General features: G+C 62.8%; 14 protein-coding genes and 1 tRNA gene. 2 read left to right on the plus strand and 13 right to left on the minus strand.

Annotated features, from left to right (window positions below; all coding sequences use genetic code 11):
- Window positions 1-2 precede the first annotated feature (2 nt).
- The 8 genes from BMG03_RS01805 to leuB all read right to left on the minus strand — a co-directional run bounded on the left by BMG03_RS01805 (window position 3) and on the right by leuB (window position 6,659).
- Window positions 3-911, minus strand: coding sequence for a glycosyltransferase (locus BMG03_RS01805; RefSeq protein WP_075775154.1), 909 nt, complete (start codon window positions 909-911; stop codon window positions 3-5).
- Between the two features lie 6 nt (window positions 912-917).
- The gene (gene rfbA, locus BMG03_RS01810) at window positions 918-1,787 is read right to left on the minus strand and encodes a glucose-1-phosphate thymidylyltransferase RfbA (RefSeq protein WP_077701047.1); all 870 of its coding nucleotides are present in this window, start codon (window positions 1,785-1,787) and stop codon (window positions 918-920) included.
- Window positions 1,784-2,629, minus strand: a complete 846-nt coding sequence (gene rfbD, locus BMG03_RS01815) for a dTDP-4-dehydrorhamnose reductase (protein ID WP_075777681.1) — start codon at window positions 2,627-2,629, stop codon at window positions 1,784-1,786. The genes rfbA and rfbD overlap by 4 nt, the downstream gene beginning before the upstream one ends.
- A complete protein-coding gene (rfbB, locus tag BMG03_RS01820; protein ID WP_077701048.1) occupies window positions 2,626-3,663 on the minus strand; it encodes a dTDP-glucose 4,6-dehydratase in 1,038 nt (345 codons plus the stop codon). The genes rfbD and rfbB overlap by 4 nt, the downstream gene beginning before the upstream one ends.
- On the minus strand, window positions 3,660-4,232 hold the full coding sequence (rfbC, locus tag BMG03_RS01825) for a dTDP-4-dehydrorhamnose 3,5-epimerase (protein ID WP_075776755.1): 573 nt from the start codon (window positions 4,230-4,232) through the stop codon (window positions 3,660-3,662). The genes rfbB and rfbC overlap by 4 nt, the downstream gene beginning before the upstream one ends.
- A gap of 98 nt (window positions 4,233-4,330) precedes the next feature.
- Window positions 4,331-4,407 (minus strand) — tRNA-Pro (locus BMG03_RS01830).
- 52 nt (window positions 4,408-4,459) lie between these two features.
- Window positions 4,460-5,437, minus strand: a complete 978-nt coding sequence (locus BMG03_RS01835; protein WP_075776754.1) for a DMT family transporter — start codon at window positions 5,435-5,437, stop codon at window positions 4,460-4,462.
- A 118-nt stretch (window positions 5,438-5,555) separates the two neighbouring features.
- The gene (gene leuB / locus BMG03_RS01840; protein ID WP_075776753.1) at window positions 5,556-6,659 is read right to left on the minus strand and encodes a 3-isopropylmalate dehydrogenase; all 1,104 of its coding nucleotides are present in this window, start codon (window positions 6,657-6,659) and stop codon (window positions 5,556-5,558) included.
- A gap of 216 nt (window positions 6,660-6,875) precedes the next feature.
- On the opposite strand from leuB, the gene BMG03_RS01845 reads away from it, so the two are divergent.
- Window positions 6,876-7,796: a Rossmann-fold NAD(P)-binding domain-containing protein gene (locus BMG03_RS01845; RefSeq protein ID WP_075776752.1), complete on the plus strand. Its 921-nt coding sequence runs from the start codon at window positions 6,876-6,878 to the stop codon at window positions 7,794-7,796.
- On the opposite strand, the gene BMG03_RS01850 is transcribed toward BMG03_RS01845, so the two are convergent.
- The 5 genes from BMG03_RS01850 to leuC form a co-directional block, all read right to left on the minus strand.
- A complete protein-coding gene (locus BMG03_RS01850; protein ID WP_075776751.1) occupies window positions 7,760-8,767 on the minus strand; it encodes an endonuclease/exonuclease/phosphatase family protein in 1,008 nt (335 codons plus the stop codon). The genes BMG03_RS01845 and BMG03_RS01850 overlap by 37 nt on opposite strands.
- A 26-nt stretch (window positions 8,768-8,793) precedes the next feature.
- Window positions 8,794-9,732 (minus strand): hypothetical protein, encoded by a 939-nt coding sequence (locus BMG03_RS01855; RefSeq protein ID WP_341865717.1) that lies wholly within the window; start codon window positions 9,730-9,732, stop codon window positions 8,794-8,796.
- A gap of 161 nt (window positions 9,733-9,893) precedes the next feature.
- Window positions 9,894-10,406, minus strand: a complete 513-nt coding sequence (locus BMG03_RS01860) for an HdeD family acid-resistance protein (protein WP_075776749.1) — start codon at window positions 10,404-10,406, stop codon at window positions 9,894-9,896.
- A 126-nt stretch (window positions 10,407-10,532) separates the two neighbouring features.
- Window positions 10,533-11,138, minus strand: coding sequence for a 3-isopropylmalate dehydratase small subunit (gene leuD / locus BMG03_RS01865; protein WP_075776748.1), 606 nt, complete (start codon window positions 11,136-11,138; stop codon window positions 10,533-10,535).
- A 12-nt stretch (window positions 11,139-11,150) separates the two neighbouring features.
- Window positions 11,151-12,572, minus strand: coding sequence for a 3-isopropylmalate dehydratase large subunit (gene leuC / locus BMG03_RS01870; protein WP_075776747.1), 1,422 nt, complete (start codon window positions 12,570-12,572; stop codon window positions 11,151-11,153).
- Window positions 12,573-12,839: 267 nt separating this feature from the next.
- Here leuC and BMG03_RS01875 point away from each other — a divergent pair, with 267 nt between their 5' ends.
- Entirely contained in the window at window positions 12,840-14,195 is a 1,356-nt protein-coding gene (locus BMG03_RS01875; protein WP_075776746.1) for a mechanosensitive ion channel family protein, read from the plus strand.
- The last annotated feature ends 14 nt before the right edge of the window (window positions 14,196-14,209 follow it).

A 14,209-nucleotide genomic window follows, 5' to 3' on the forward strand; every position in this document is an offset into this window, starting at 1 on the left:
CCCTAAATCAGGCGAAACACGGCCCCAATCCAAAGGGCAAGCGTAGCCGCCCGGCTTTGGCGATAGAGCCTCAGCCGGGCGGCCTCTTTCATTCGGGTCGAAAAACCTGCCTCGCGCATATTCAAGAAGCGGTTGAAAATGGTCCGGTTTTCGGGCGTGAACCGATGCGCGGAGGCGGTAAGCGCCGCGCATTGGACATCGATCCAACCACGCCATTCACCCTTCAGCAGCCGCTTCAACCGAGAGAGCTTTGCACGCATCGTGAGGTTCGCACCTTCCGCGTTGTGGCCATGCTGTCGATAGAGAAGCGTAGGTTCCGCATCATAGACGACCCGGACGCCGCAGCCAGTGAACAGTTGATAAATCCACCAGTCATGGCGCGGCGCGACCTGCAATTCGCGCGCCGCAGAGATGGCGAGCTCGGCCCCGGCCGGGTTCAGGAGGATCGTGTTACCGGCCGCGATATTCTGGACCAGAGCGTTACGGAACGATGGCCGATGTGGATGTCGCGCCGAAAGGTGTTTGTTTCCCAAATTAGCGTCACAGACCCATGTGCGGCTGCAATAGAGAGCAGGTTTACCCTCGTCCAAGGCCGCAATCCCCCGCGCGAGCCGATCCGGCAACCAAACATCATCCTGATCGCAGAAGGCGATGAACTCGGTCGTGGCGGGGTCCACGCCGCTCAGAAGAGATAGGAAATTCACCCCCGCTCCTTTTTGCGGCCCGGCTACAATCCTTACCTCATGGCTCCGCGCGAACTCTGCCAATAGATCGTGTGCGGCATCGCTTCGGCTGTCGTCCCCAACAATCAGCCGCCACTCAGGATGCGTCTGCGTCGCGAGGCTTTCGAGCTGATCGCGCAACTCCGGGCCCGGATCGCGTGTCGCCATCAGGATCGTGACCCGTGCCATTGACCATCACTCGATCAGGCGCAGCAGATACTCGCCATAGCTGTTCTTGCCGAACTCATTAGCGCGATCTTTCAGTTGCTCGCCACTGATCCAGCCTTTCTCGAAGGCGATCTCGTCGGGCGAACCGCTTTGCAGGCCTTGTCGCTCTTCCAGCGTTCGCACGAAGTTCCCCGCATCGAGCAGGCTGCCATGCGTTCCGGTGTCGAGCCAGGCAAAGCCCCGGCCCATCTGGGTGACCGAGAGCGCGCCGTCATGTAGGTAGGTTTCCAGAAGCGAGGTGATCTCCAACTCGCCCCGAGCGGACGGCGTGATCGTCTTGGCGCGGTCCGGAGCGGTCTCGTCGAGGAAATAGAGCCCCGTGACCGCGAATTGCGAGGGCGGCACTTCGGGCTTCTCGATGATCGCACGCACTTTGCCGCTGTCGTCGAAATCCACCACGCCGTAGCGTTCGGGATCGCGGACGCGGTAGCCGAAGACGGTGCCGCCCTCTGTGGTCGCATTCGCCGCTTTCAGGATCTTGCCGAGACCCGCGCCGAAGAAGATGTTGTCGCCCAGAACCATCGCCGAAGGGCTGCCCGCGAGAAAATCTTCAGCCAGCAGATAGGCCTGCGCCAGACCGTCGGGCGAGGGCTGGGTGATATAGGTCAGGCTCAGCCCCCATTGGCTGCCATCGCCGAGCGTGCGGATGAACTGCTCCTGATCATGCGGCGTGGTGATCACCGCGATCTCGCGAATACCGGCCAGCATCAGGGTGGTCAGCGGGTAGTAGATCATCGGCTTGTCGTAGACCGGCAGAAGCTGTTTTGAGACGCCCATCGTGATCGGATAGAGTCGCGTGCCCGAGCCGCCCGCCAGAATGATCCCCTTGCGCGTCATATCGCCCCCAATTCGGTCAAAACCTCGTCCAATCCCGAACTCCAATCGGGTCTGTTCAGGCCGAACACGGCCAGATCGCTGCAGTCGAGCCGCGAATTGAGCGGCCGTTTCGCGGGCGTCGGATAATCGGCGGTGGGGATATCCTCCACCGTCACGCCGCGCCCGGCCCGCGCGAAGATCTCCCGCGCGAAGCCTGCCCAACTTACATCGGGAGAGCCTGAGAAATGGTAAACGCCGCTCTTCTTGGGCGCGCGCTGCAGTTCCTTCGCGATGGTCAGGCAAGCCTCGGCGATGGCCTTGGCCGGTGTCGGTCCACCGATCTGGTCGGCGACGATCGTCAGGCGCTCGCGGCTTTCCGACAGGCGCAGCATCGTCTTCACAAAATTCCCGCCATGGGATGAGAAGACCCAGCTCGTGCGCAGGATGGCGAAGGGGCCGCCTGCGGCCCGGATCGCCTGTTCTCCGGCGAGCTTGGTGCGGCCATAGGCGCCCAGCGGATCGGTCGGATCGGTCGGCTCGAACGGCGCGTCGCCCGAGCCGTCGAAGACGTAATCGGTGGAGATGTGAATGAGCGGGATGTCGAGGTCGCGGCAGGCCTTGGCCATCGCCGCGGGCGCATCACCATTGACCACCTGGGCGAGCGCCTCCTCTTCTTCAGCTTTGTCCACGGCGGTATAGGCGGCGGCGTTGATCACCGCCTCGGGCTTGGCTTCCCGGATCGCCTCTGCGGCGGCACCGGGATCACGCAAATCGACCCTATTCCGGCCTAAGAACGCCGCATCGGGGGCGAGGCGTTGCAACTCCTGCGCGACTTGGCCGGTCTGTCCGAAGACGAGGATCATGCCTTGCCCAGCCTTTCACCGACGCCGTGCCGGTCCAGCAGCGGGCGCCACCAGTCCTCGTTCTCGAGATACCAGCGCACGGTGCGCTCGAGCCCCTCTTCAACGGTGACGCTCGGCCGCCAGCCCAGCTCCTCGCGGATGCGGGTGGGGTCGATCGCGTAGCGGGCATCGTGGCCGGGGCGGTCGGTGACGAAAGTGATCAGATCGGCATAGGGCGCGTCGCCCGGACGCAGCTTGTCGAGAATGGTGCAGATCGTCTGGACCAGTTCGAGGTTCGACCGCTCGTTCTCACCCCCGATATTGTAGCTGCGGCCCAAAGTGCCCTTCTCCAGCACCAGAAGCAGTGCATCGGCGTGGTCCTCGACATAGAGCCAGTCGCGCACGTTGGACCCGTCGCCATAGATCGGCAGCGGCTTGCCCGCGAGCGCGTTCAAAATCACGACCGGGATCAGCTTTTCCGGGAAGTGATAGGGGCCGTAATTGTTCGAGCAGTTCGTGAGCACGACCGGCAGGCCATAGGTCTCGTGCCAGGCGCGCACGAGATGGTCCGAGCCCGCTTTCGAGGCGGAATAGGGACTATTTGGGGCGTAAGGCGTCTCTTCGGTGAACTGGCCGGTGGCCCCAAGCGTGCCATAGACCTCGTCGGTCGAGATGTGATGGAAGCGGAAGCTCTCGGGGCGGCCCGCTCCCTCCCAAAAGCTGCGCGCCGCCTGCAGCATGTTGTAGGTGCCCATCACGTTCGTCTCGATGAAAGCGCCGGGACCGTCGATCGAGCGATCCACGTGGCTTTCGGCGGCGAGATGCATCACCGCGTCGGGCTTGTGACGGGCGAAGATCGCCGCCAAAGCTTGGGGATCGCGGATATCGGCCTGTTCGAACGCATAAAGCGGGCTGCCCGAGACGGGCGCGACATTCTCGAGGCAGGCGGCATAGGTCAGCGCGTCGAGATTCACGACCTCATGGCCGCGCGAGACGGCGAGGCGGACGACGGCGGAGCCGATGAACCCGGCCCCCCCGGTGACGAGGATCTTCATGCTGCGCCCTCCCAGCTGAAGGGGCCATCGAAAGTAGCAAACAGCGGCGCCTCGGCATCCTTGCTGGACAAAACAGGCTCTATTCCTGCGGAAAGTGGCCAATCGATGCCCAGATCGGGATCGTTCCAGCGGATCGCGCCTTCACACTCGGGCGCGTAGTAATCCGAGCACTTATAGACAATTTCGGTCCCCGGCTCGAGCGTCACGAACCCATGCGCGAAGCCTGCCGGGATCAGCAGCTGCTTGCCGTTCTCGAAGCTCAGCTCGGTGCCGAACCACTGGCCGAAGGTCGGGCTTCCCTCACGGATATCGACCGCGACATCCCAGAGCCGCCCACGTCCGCAGCGCACCAGTTTCGCCTGAGCGTGGGGTGGCGCCTGAAAATGCAGCCCGCGCACCGTGCCCACGGCCTCCGAGACCGAATGGTTATCCTGCACAAACTCGATATCGATCCCGGCCTCGGCAAATCGCTTCGCCGAATAGCTCTCCGAGAAAAATCCGCGGTGATCGCCGAATCGCTTCGGGGTGATCACAAGAACGCCGCTAAGGGGTGTTGCTTCGACCTGCATGCGCCCTGCCTTCATTGCTTCGGGAAAGTTGTGCCAAAGCACGGGCCGAAAGGCCAGCGACATCGCCAAAAGCCAAGAAATCAGGGAAAATCGGGAAATGGTCGGAGCGAGAGGATTCGAACCTCCGACCCCCTGCTCCCGAAGCAGGTGCGCTACCAGGCTGCGCTACGCTCCGACCGTGGGCGGGGAATTAGCGGCTTGCGCGGGGTTTTGCAAGGGGGTCTTGATCAGCTTCTTGAATTGGGTGCGCGAAGGCCCAAAACGCGGCCCAGAAGCGACGAACGCGGCGCGGTCGCGGTTTCCGAACGTCCCCGCGTGCGCAGCACCGGCTGGTTCGTGGAGACGCGGGTCTCGCGGATCACGATGTAGATGCCGGACAGGATTACGACGCCGGCGCCGACGAGCGTCGGGATATCCACGCTCTCGTGGAAAATGATCCAGCCGTAAAAGACCGCCCAGAGGATCTGTGAATATTGCATCGGCGCGACGATTGCGGCCTCTCCCGCCCGATAGGCGAGGATTTGCAGGAAGGACGCGGTCAGGCCGAACATCGCGATCACCGCCATCAGGCCGAGATCGGTAATCTGAAGCGGCTGCCAGACGAAGGGGAGAAGGATCGCCATGACGATCACGTTGCCCAGAAGCGGCGACAGCAGGAGGACGACCGAGCGCTCCTCCGAACCGATCTTGCGCACGATCACCGAGGCGAGGGCGCCGGTCACCGCCGCCGTCATCGCCGCGAAATGGCCCGGCGCGAGTTCTGCCTGTCCGGGGCGGACCACGATCACCACGCCGATCAGGCCGAGGATGACAGCGGCCCAGCGGTGGATACCGACCCGCTCGCCGAGGATCGGGATCGAGAAGACGGTGACCAGCAGTGGCATCGCGAAGAGAAGCGGATAGACCTGCGCCAGTGGCAGGGTCGAGAAGGCGTAGAACGCGCAGAGCCCAGTGACGACGGTGGTGACGACACGCCCCACGACCCAACCGGGATGAACCGGGCGCAGGCTGCCCTCGCGCTTGTCGTTGAGCAGGATCACCGAGAGCAGCGGGAAGGATAGAAGCGCCGCGAAGAACACGATCTGAACCGGCGAATAGGTCTGGCCCAGATGTTTGATGATGACGTCATGCGTGGCGTAGATCGCCATCGATGTCAGGCCAAGCGCGGCGCCGCGCGCGTTTGATTTTCCGCCGAAATCGGGCATGGAAGGCTCCCGGTGTTATCGCTCGCATCTTGGGCGGATGTTCGGGAGTTGCAAGGCCGCGGCATGAAAAAGGCGCGAGCTTTCACCCGCGCCTTTTTCATGAGACTTTTCTCTTGGATCAGAGCGAGGCGTCGAGCGCTTCGATGATCTTGTCGCCCATCTCGGTGGTCGAGACCGGGGTGCCGCCTTCGGGGCCCATCAGGTCCGCGGTGCGCACGCCATCGGCCAGCACTTTCTCGATCGCGTTTTCCAGGCGGGTCGCCTCGTCGCCCTGATCGAAGCTGTAGCGCAACGCCATCGCGAAGCTGAGGATACAGGCGATCGGGTTGGCCTTGCCCTGCCCCGCAATATCGGGCGCGGAACCGTGAACGGGCTCGTACATCGCTTTCGGGCGACCATTCGCCATCGGCGCGCCGAGGCTCGCCGAGGGCAGCATCCCGAGCGAACCGGTCAGCATCGCCGCGCAGTCAGACAAGATGTCGCCGAACAGGTTGTCGGTGACGATCACGTCGAACTGCTTGGGCGCGCGCACGAGCTGCATCGCGCCGTTGTCCGCATACATATGGCTCAGTTCGACTTCCGGATAGTCCTGACCGACGCGGGTCACGACTTCGCGCCAGAGGATGCCCGACTCCATCACGTTGGCTTTCTCCATCGAGCAGAGCTTCTTGTTGCGCTTCATCGCCAGTTCGAACGCGGCGCGCGCGGCACGCTCGATCTCGGACTCGGTGTAGCGCTGGGTGTTGATGCCGACGCGCTCGTTGCCTTCTTCGAAGATGCCGCGCGGCTCGCCGAAATAGACGCCCGAGGTCAGTTCGCGCACGATCATGATGTCGAGACCTGCGACCACGTCCTTCTTCAGCGAGGAGAAATCGGCGAGCGCGTCGAAGCATTGCGCGGGGCGCAGGTTCGCAAACAGGTCCATCTCTTTGCGCAGACGCAGCAGGCCGCGCTCCGGCTTCACCGAGAAGTCGAGCGTGTCGTATTTCGGACCACCCACGGCGCCGAGCAGAACCGCGTCCACTTCCTGCGCCTTCGCCATCGTCTCATCGGCCAGCGGCACGCCGTGCTTGTCATAGGCCGCGCCGCCGACGAGGTCTTCGCTCACGTCGAAGGCGAGGTCGCGCTTGGCACCGTACCAATCGATGACTTTGCGAACCTCGGCCATGACTTCGGGGCCGATCCCGTCGCCGGGCAGGATGAGGATGGAAGGGTTGGTCATTAGGATAATCTCCCGAGAAAACAGGGTCTCGAAGGGGGTATCCCCTGCCCGCCCCCTGGTCAAGCGGCACAGGTCGCGAAACCGTGTCTGGACGATCGGCAAGCGGTTGCCGAGGCTTCGGCGGGCTTTTGCGGATCAAGTGGTTGGCGAGTGGCCCCCGCGCGCGTATGAGCGCATGCTAGAGTTTAGAGCAGGCAGACGACACATGAGGGCGAAATGAATCGCAGGGTACTGATCCTGGGAATGGGCGGTTTGTTCGGATCAGCTGCGGCACGGTCCTTCCGAGCGGCTGGCTGGGACGTCGATCGCTATCGCCGGGGCACCGATATGGCGATCGCGGCGCGCGGCGCGCGGTGGATCGTGAATGCGATGAACCCGCCGAATTACCACGACTGGGCGAACCAGATCCCGCAGATCACCAAGCAGGTTCTGACCGCGTCGCGCGATAGCGGCGCATCGGTGATGGTGCCGGGCAACGTCTATGTCTACGGGCGCGAGCCGTCTCCGTGGAGCGCCTCGACCCCGCATCACGCCTGCACCCGCAAGGGCAATATCCGCGCCGAGATGGAGGCGCGCTATCGCGCCCATGCCGAGGAGGGCCGTTCGGTCGTGATCCTGCGCGGCGGCGATTTCATCAATGCCGAGGCGCCCGACACACTACTCAACCGGGTGATGCTGAAGGATTTGCGCAAGGGCAAGATCACCGCGCTCGGCAAGCCCGATGCGCAGCGCGTCTACGCCGATCTCGAGGACATGACGCGTGTCGCGGTGCAACTGGCCGAGACCGAAGATCACTCGCCCGGTCTTCTCGATCTCGGGTTCCCCGGAACCCGGTTCTCCGTTCGCGAGCTGGCCGAGGAATTCTCCCGCCAGATGGGGCGCGACATCTCGATCAAGAAATTCCCGTGGACGGCGCTTCTGCTCGCATCGCCCGCGTGGGAACTGGCACGCGAACTACGCGAGATGCGCTACCTGTTCGACATGAGCCACGAAATCGACGGCACCGATTTCCACGCACGCTTCCCGGAATTCACGCCGAAGACGCTGCAGCGCGTGGTGTTCGAGCATCTCTATATCCGGGGCCTCAAGGTCGTGCCCGATCAGGGCAATACAATGTCGAGCCAGACCATCTTGTGACGCGAGGCGGCGCGTGCCGCCTCCGCCAAGGGCGCGCCCGGCTCGGGCCAGACGACGCCCGCCGCCTCTACATGCAGATCATTCGACGGCAGAACGTAGTCGAGCCGTAGGTTGCCCGGGCCGTCGTAATCGGCGGTATCAAGGCTCGAGTCGCCCCTATGATCAGGATCCGCCGCAGCTTTCGCCCCCGCGCTCCGCGGCTGGGGGTCTTGGAAATGCGGACCGTTCAGCAGCAAATCGAGCGCATCGCGCCGCCCCTCCCCGTCCTTCGGGTCGAGGTTGGCGTCGCCCATCAGGATCACCGGCGCTTCGGGCGGCAGCGCGTCGAGCTCCCCATCCAGATAGCGCAGCCAGAAGGCGATCTCATCACGATTGCGGCGTCCGTTGCGATCTTCCGGCCCATCGAACACCGGCGGCGTCGCGGAGAAGGCCAGAAGATGAAGGCGCTCGCCCGACGGCAACTTGAGCGGCACGTCCCAATGCCCCGTCGAACTGAGGCGCTGCACCGCCATCGCCTCGGGCGACAGCTTCGCCCCGGCGATCCTCCCGTCGGGCAGGTCCTTCCACAGCATCCTGGAGAAGTCGCGCACACGGTCGGCCTCGATCGGATAACGCGACAGAAGCGCCATGCCGCCCTGCCCCGGAAATCGTCCGTAGCCTTGGGCATCCCGCGCTTCGCCAAGCTTTCCGTTGCCGTCGAGATCGGCCCCGCTCGGCCAGCCGCTATTGGGGCGCGGCGCGAAAAGGTGCGGATAGGGCTGCGCGAAGCGTTCGTTCAGCGCCTCCAGCGACAGCCCGTCGAGATCCCAGTCGATCCCGGTCAGCAGCAGAACGTCCGGCGCGATCGTGTCCACGATCCGCGTCGCCGCCGCGACCTGCGCCTCGCCTTTGCGGATATCTTTCAGAAGAAGGCCCGGACCCCGGCGCGACAGCCCCGTATCCCATGTCGCCACGCGCAGAGTCTCGGCCATGGCTGGCAGTGCGAAACAGAGCGCGATCAGGCCGGCAAGTAATCGCTCGCCCCGGAGGCGAGACGCTTGTTCTCGATCATTTGCGCAACCCGGGCCAGCGCGATGCCGCGCATGAACAGGCTTGCGGGAAGGAAGGCCCATGCCGTCACCATCCAGATCATCGTGTGTGGCACTTCCAGCGTCACGATCACGAAACTGACCGAAACGAGTTTGAGCACCGCCGGAATAAGGAAGGGTAAAAGAAATCCGAGTGCAATGTTGAACCACGCGTCGCGGCGCAGGCGCTCGACCACGTCGCCGCCCGCGGTGGGGTCGAAGGTCGGCAGATTTACCCAGACGTTGAATTTGGTATGCGCCTGCGGCCAGCCCATGATCCGCATGACGATGACGAAATAGCCGAGGGTCAGCAGCGAAATCAGGTAGGCCATCCCCGCCGCGGTGCGCACCAGCGCGACCTGATGCAAAGAGGCATCCGCCGGAAGCGCGAGCTGTAACAGGCGCACGGGGCTGTAAGGCACGTCGATGGAGCTTGCGACCGTTGTGCCTAGAACCTCGATCAACCGGGTCAGCGTCGACGCGTGATATTGCGACTGTACCGCGAGAGAGAGCAGGCCGACGGTTAGAAAAAGCGACATGAACCGAATGCGGTTGAAGGGCGGCGCATCGCGAAACTCGATCAGACCGGGATAGACCGAGGCGTATTCGAACAGGGTCAGCGCAAATCCGAACAGCGCCATCAACGCCACGATCTGGGCGGTGTCGCTACTGGTATCGGGCAGTATGAGCGCTGGAATGCAAATCACCACCGCAACGAGGATCGCGCGAAAGAGCGCCCCTGAGAGACGTGAAAACACAGTTACCCTACCCTTCCCTGCGGTCGGATTCGATACATTGCCGATCCTTTTACCCGCAAGACGCGCGCCAAATGTGACCCGCCGCCTCAAACTTGCCATGATTTTGCCCAAGTTCCCGATCCAAGCAAATACTGTTTTCAGACTCTCTGCCGTATTCGGGCGTTTTCTGGAAAGACCTGGTGCGACATTGCATCAATAAAGGTGCAAAATTGTGGCAAACTAGGGAGCCGAACCATATTTTGTGGATCAAGGGCTTAGCCGGTCAAAAGACCTCAGGAGTCGCGACTGGCAAAGCCGAGTGCGGCAAGACCGACACCATCCGCGAGAAGCTGGATGCCCAGCAAAAGCCCGAGGATCTGCGTCGCGATCTGATCGAAGGCCGCGAAGATCAAAAGCCCGAGAAGGATCGAAACCGCGCCCGACAGGACCAGCATCCAGCGCAGGCGCGGCGCCGCGAGGCGCAGGCCGATCAGCAGGCGCAACGCCCCCATCAGCAGGAAGAGCACGCCGACCACCGCTGCGAGCGAGACTGTGCCGGACATCGGATCGGCGATCAGCCAGACGCCGACGACGATATTGAGAAGCGCGATCAGCCCGTGCCACGCGCGATGCGCCCCGTCTCGGTCGTTGAAGGCGAGCCACGCCTGCACCACCCCGGCGATCAGGAACAGGATGCCCACGAAGGTAGTCAGGGCCAGCGAGGTTGCGAAGGGATTCGTGATGGCCGCGACGCCGAGAACAATCAGCACGAGGCCGGTCATCAGAAACAGGGTCGAAACGCGCATCGCATCATCCTCTCGGTCTACGTCAAATGATGAACGATACCACGGGCGGTGCGTTCCCGCGCCCCCTCCTCACGAAAAAAGCCGCCCGGGTCGGGGCGGCTTTTCCTGTTCTTATCGTATCGGGTATTACACCCAGGGACGCGCCTGATGCATCTGCGTCTCGAAGCTGTCGATGGCTGCGGCCTTTTCAAGCGTCAGGCCGATATCGTCGAGACCTTCGAGCAGGCAATGCTTCTTGAAAGCGTCGACATCGAACTTGATCGTCTCGCCTTCCGAGGTCGTGATCTCCTGGTTCTCGAGATCGACGGTCATCCGCGCGTTCGAACCCTTCTCCGCATCCTTCATCAGGATATCGACCTGCTCCTGCGGCAGCACGATCGGCAACATCCCGTTCTTGAACGAGTTGTTGTAGAAGATGTCGGCGAAGGAGGTCGAGATGATCACCTTGATGCCGAAATCCGCGAGCGCCCACGGGGCGTGCTCACGCGAGGAGCCGCAGCCGAAGTTGTCGCCGACCACGAGGATCTGCGCTTCCCGATATTGCGGCTTGTTGAGAACGAAGTCGGGGTTCTCGTTGCCCTGACGGTCGTAACGCATCTCGTCGAACGCATGCACGCCGAGCCCGGTACGCTTGATGGTTTTCAGGAAACCCTTGGGGATGATCATATCGGTGTCGATATTGACCAGCGGCATGGGGGCGGCGATCCCGGTAACTTTTTCGAACTTTTCCATTCTCGTCGCTCCTTACGCGTCTTCCATTTCCATCAGCTTCCGAACATCCGTCAGATGACCGGTGACGGCAGCGGCGGCGGCCATGGCCGGGCTCATCAGATGGGTGCGGCCCTTGTAGCCCTGACGCCCCTCGAAGTTACGGTTCGAGGTCGACGCGCAACGCTCGCCCTCTGCCAGCTGGTCGGGGTTCATCGCGAGACACATCGAGCAGCCCGCCATGCGCCATTCGAACCCGGCGTCGAGGAAGATCTTGTCCAGACCCTCTTCTTCGGCCTGAGCCCGCACGAGACCCGAGCCCGGCACGACCATCGCGCGGACGCCGTCGGCCAGCTTGCGGCCTTTGACGACTTCGGCGGCGGCGCGCAGATCCTCGATCCGGCCGTTGGTGCACGAGCCGATGAAGACCACGTCGATCTTGATGTCAGTCAGCTTGGTGCCCGCTTCGAGGCCCATGTAGTCGAGCGCGCGCTTGGCCGCTTCGACCTTACCGCCCTTGAAGTCTTCCGGCGCGGGCACGGAGCCCGAGATCGGCAGCACGTCCTCGGGCGAAGTGCCCCAGGTCACGACGGGCTCGATCTCTTCGGCCTTGATGGTGACGACCTTGTCGAAATGCGCGCCCTCGTCGGTGTAGAGCTGCTTCCACCAATGCAGAGCCGCCTCCCATTGCGCGCCTTTCGGAGCGTGAGCCCGGCCTTTGACGTATTCGAAGGTCTTCTCGTCCGGCGCGATGAGGCCAGCGCGCGCGCCGCCTTCGATCGCCATGTTGCAGACGGTCATGCGGCCTTCCATCGACAGCTCGCGGATCGCTTCGCCGCAATATTCGATGACATGACCAGTGCCGCCGGCAGTGCCGGTCGCGCCGATGACCGACAGCGTGATGTCCTTGGCGGTGACGCCCGGACGCAGCTTGCCGGTGATCTCGACCTTCATGTTCTTCGACTTCGACTGGATCAGCGTCTGGGTCGCCAGAACATGCTCCACTTCCGAGGTACCGATGCCGTGAGCGAGCGCACCGAACGCGCCATGGGTCGCGGTGTGGCTGTCGCCGCAGACGACCGTCATGCCCGGCAGCGTCCAGCCCTGTTCAGGACCGACGATGTGCACGATGCCCTGACGCACGTCGGAGACCGGGTAATAGTTCACCCCGAAGTCCTTGGCGTTCTTGTCGAGCGCATCGACCTGAATCCGGCTTTCCTCGTTCTCGATCCCCTTCGCGCGGTCGAGCGTGGTCGGCACGTTGTGATCCGGTACGGCGATGGTTTTCTCCGGCGCGCGCACCTTGCGGCCCGCCATGCGCAGCCCTTCGAAGGCTTGCGGCGAGGTCACTTCGTGGACGAGGTGGCGGTCGATATAGAGCAGGCTGGTGCCGTCTTCGTCTTCGGACACGACATGCGCGTCCCAGATCTTGTCATAGAGGGTCTTCGGAGCAGACATGGCTCTCACTTTCTTTGGATGGCTGGCCTATAAAACGGCCGTTTGTCAGACATGGGACAGCAGGCGCAGATATGCGCCCGCGGGCGCAGAGCATCAAAGTCGTGCCAGCACCGAGCGGCTTTCGCCGTAGAAGCGCTCGCGGAGGCGGGCGCGATCATCCATGTCGAAAACGAGTGTCATGGGGCGCTAAATACGGCGAATCCGGCGCTGAGGCAATCGAAGAGTCCGTGTTTGGCCTGATCGCAAAACCGGGCTAACGTCATTTCCATGGATTTCGCGAACGGGGACATCGTCAAGATTTTGAGTTCGATCTGGGCGCAGATCGAAATCTTCCTCAATTCTATGGTCTTGCCCTCGCGGCTCTGGCAATTCGGGATCATCGCAGCGTGTTTTGCGCTGGCCCATCTCGGGCGCATCTGGCTCGCGCCGAAAGTCGACGACTGGGGGCGGAGGCGTGAGCTCTCGACCCGTCAGCTTCGCTGGCTGATCCTGCTCCGGAAGCGTCTGCGCGGATTTCTCTTCATTGTGTTCGCATGGGCGTCGGTGTTCGTGCTCGAGGCAACCAAGGGTTTTTATTCCTGGCGCTTCCTCGTGGTGCTGGCCGCCACGCTCGTCACGGCATGGCTCGTCGTCGGCCTCGTCGCGCGGCTGATCCGAAATGCGCTCCTGCGCGGTATCGTGCGCTGGGGCGCGTGGATCTGGGTCACGCTCTATTACCTCGGGCTTTGGGACGAAACGGTGCGGCTCTTGAACGGGACCGCGGTCGAATTCGGTGATTTCCGCATCACGGCCTACGGGGTTCTCAAGGCACTGGTGCTGACGACGATCCTTCTGTCGGTGGCGCGGATCATCTCTGGGCAGACCTCGGCGCGGCTGCGGACCAACGAGGATATCAGCCCGTCGATGTCGGAGCTGGTCATCAAGGTGATGCAGGTTCTGCTTTACGGCGCGGCGCTGTTCATCGGGATCAAGGCGGTAGGCTTCGACCTGACCGGGCTTGCGGTTCTGTCCGGTGCGATCGGCGTGGGCCTTGGCTTCGGTCTGCAGAAAGTCGTGTCAAACCTCGTCTCGGGCGTGATCATCCTGCTGGATAAATCGATCAAGCCCGGCGACGTGATCAGCCTTGGCGAAACCTTCGGCTGGATCAATTCGCTGGGCGCGCGCTATGTCTCGGTCGTCACGCGCGACGGCAAGGAATACCTGATCCCGAATGAAGACCTGATCACGGGGCAGGTGGTCAACTGGTCCCATTCCAACGAATTCGTCCGGATCGACCTGCCCTTCGGCACCTCCTATCACGACGACCCGCATCTGGTGCGCAAGCTCGCGGTGGAGGCCGCGCAATCGGTGAACCGCGTCCTGAAGAACCGCCCGACGGTTTGCCACGTGACCGGTTTCGGCAACAGTTCGGTCGATTACCTCCTGCGCTTCTGGATCACCGACCCGGTCGAGGGACTGACCAATGTGCGCGGCCAAGTGTTTCTCGCGCTCTGGGATACGTTCAAGGCGAACGGCATTTCGATCCCGTTCCCGCAGCGCGAAGTGCGCGTGCTCGAAGGGTCACAGCTTGACTTGCAACAGGCTCCGGAAACGCATAGCGAAAATTCGCCGCAGGAAAATTGAAATCGGACCTGCGG

It is taken from the genome of Thioclava nitratireducens (assembly GCF_001940525.2).
In the GTDB taxonomy this organism is placed as follows: Bacteria; Pseudomonadota; Alphaproteobacteria; order Rhodobacterales; family Rhodobacteraceae; genus Thioclava; species Thioclava nitratireducens.